Genomic DNA, 526 nt, shown 5'->3' on the forward strand with positions numbered 1-526 from the left:
ATCACAGCCAGGTGGTGGTTGGCACCATGCCCGATGTGCTCAACGAAACCATCCTTCAGTTTAAGGAAAAAATCACTGCCGTGGCCGAAAAGTTCAAACCGCAGCTGCAAAGCCTATACCAGCAACAAATACCTGTGGAGGAGAACCTCACGCTGCACGAGCGCGTGCAAAAAGGGAGCGACTACTTTTTGCAACAATTGAATGCCACAGTAGGCAAGTTGCTTGACGAGCCAGAGCCAGAAACCGACAACAAGGCCATTCGCAAAACCCTCACAGACACCCTGGAGCGCATCACCAAAAGTTACGAAACACATCGTGCCTGTCTCTACGCCTGTGGCGCAGGATTCACCATTGGCAGATACCTCTCGGCAAAATCGGTGAGCCAGATTGAGAAGGCCGTGGCCAAAAAAGCTGCCACACGCAGTACCCAGACAAACGTGACGGCATCGGTTCATCCCGAACTTTACGCGCTGCTACGCACCTGGCGCAACAACAAGGCCGATGAGGCAATGATGCCCGTTTACAT

The 526-nt window shown here is 52.9% G+C and carries 1 protein-coding gene; it reads left to right on the forward strand.

What is annotated here, in order from left to right; genetic code table 11:
• Window positions 1-26: 26 nt before the first annotated feature.
• On the forward strand, window positions 27-526 hold a 500-nt coding region (locus C6366_RS20865; RefSeq protein ID WP_199221578.1), incomplete at its 3' end, for a hypothetical protein.

The sequence above is a fragment of the Desulfonatronum sp. SC1 genome (genome assembly GCF_003046795.1).
Classification (GTDB): domain Bacteria; phylum Desulfobacterota; class Desulfovibrionia; order Desulfovibrionales; family Desulfonatronaceae; genus Desulfonatronum.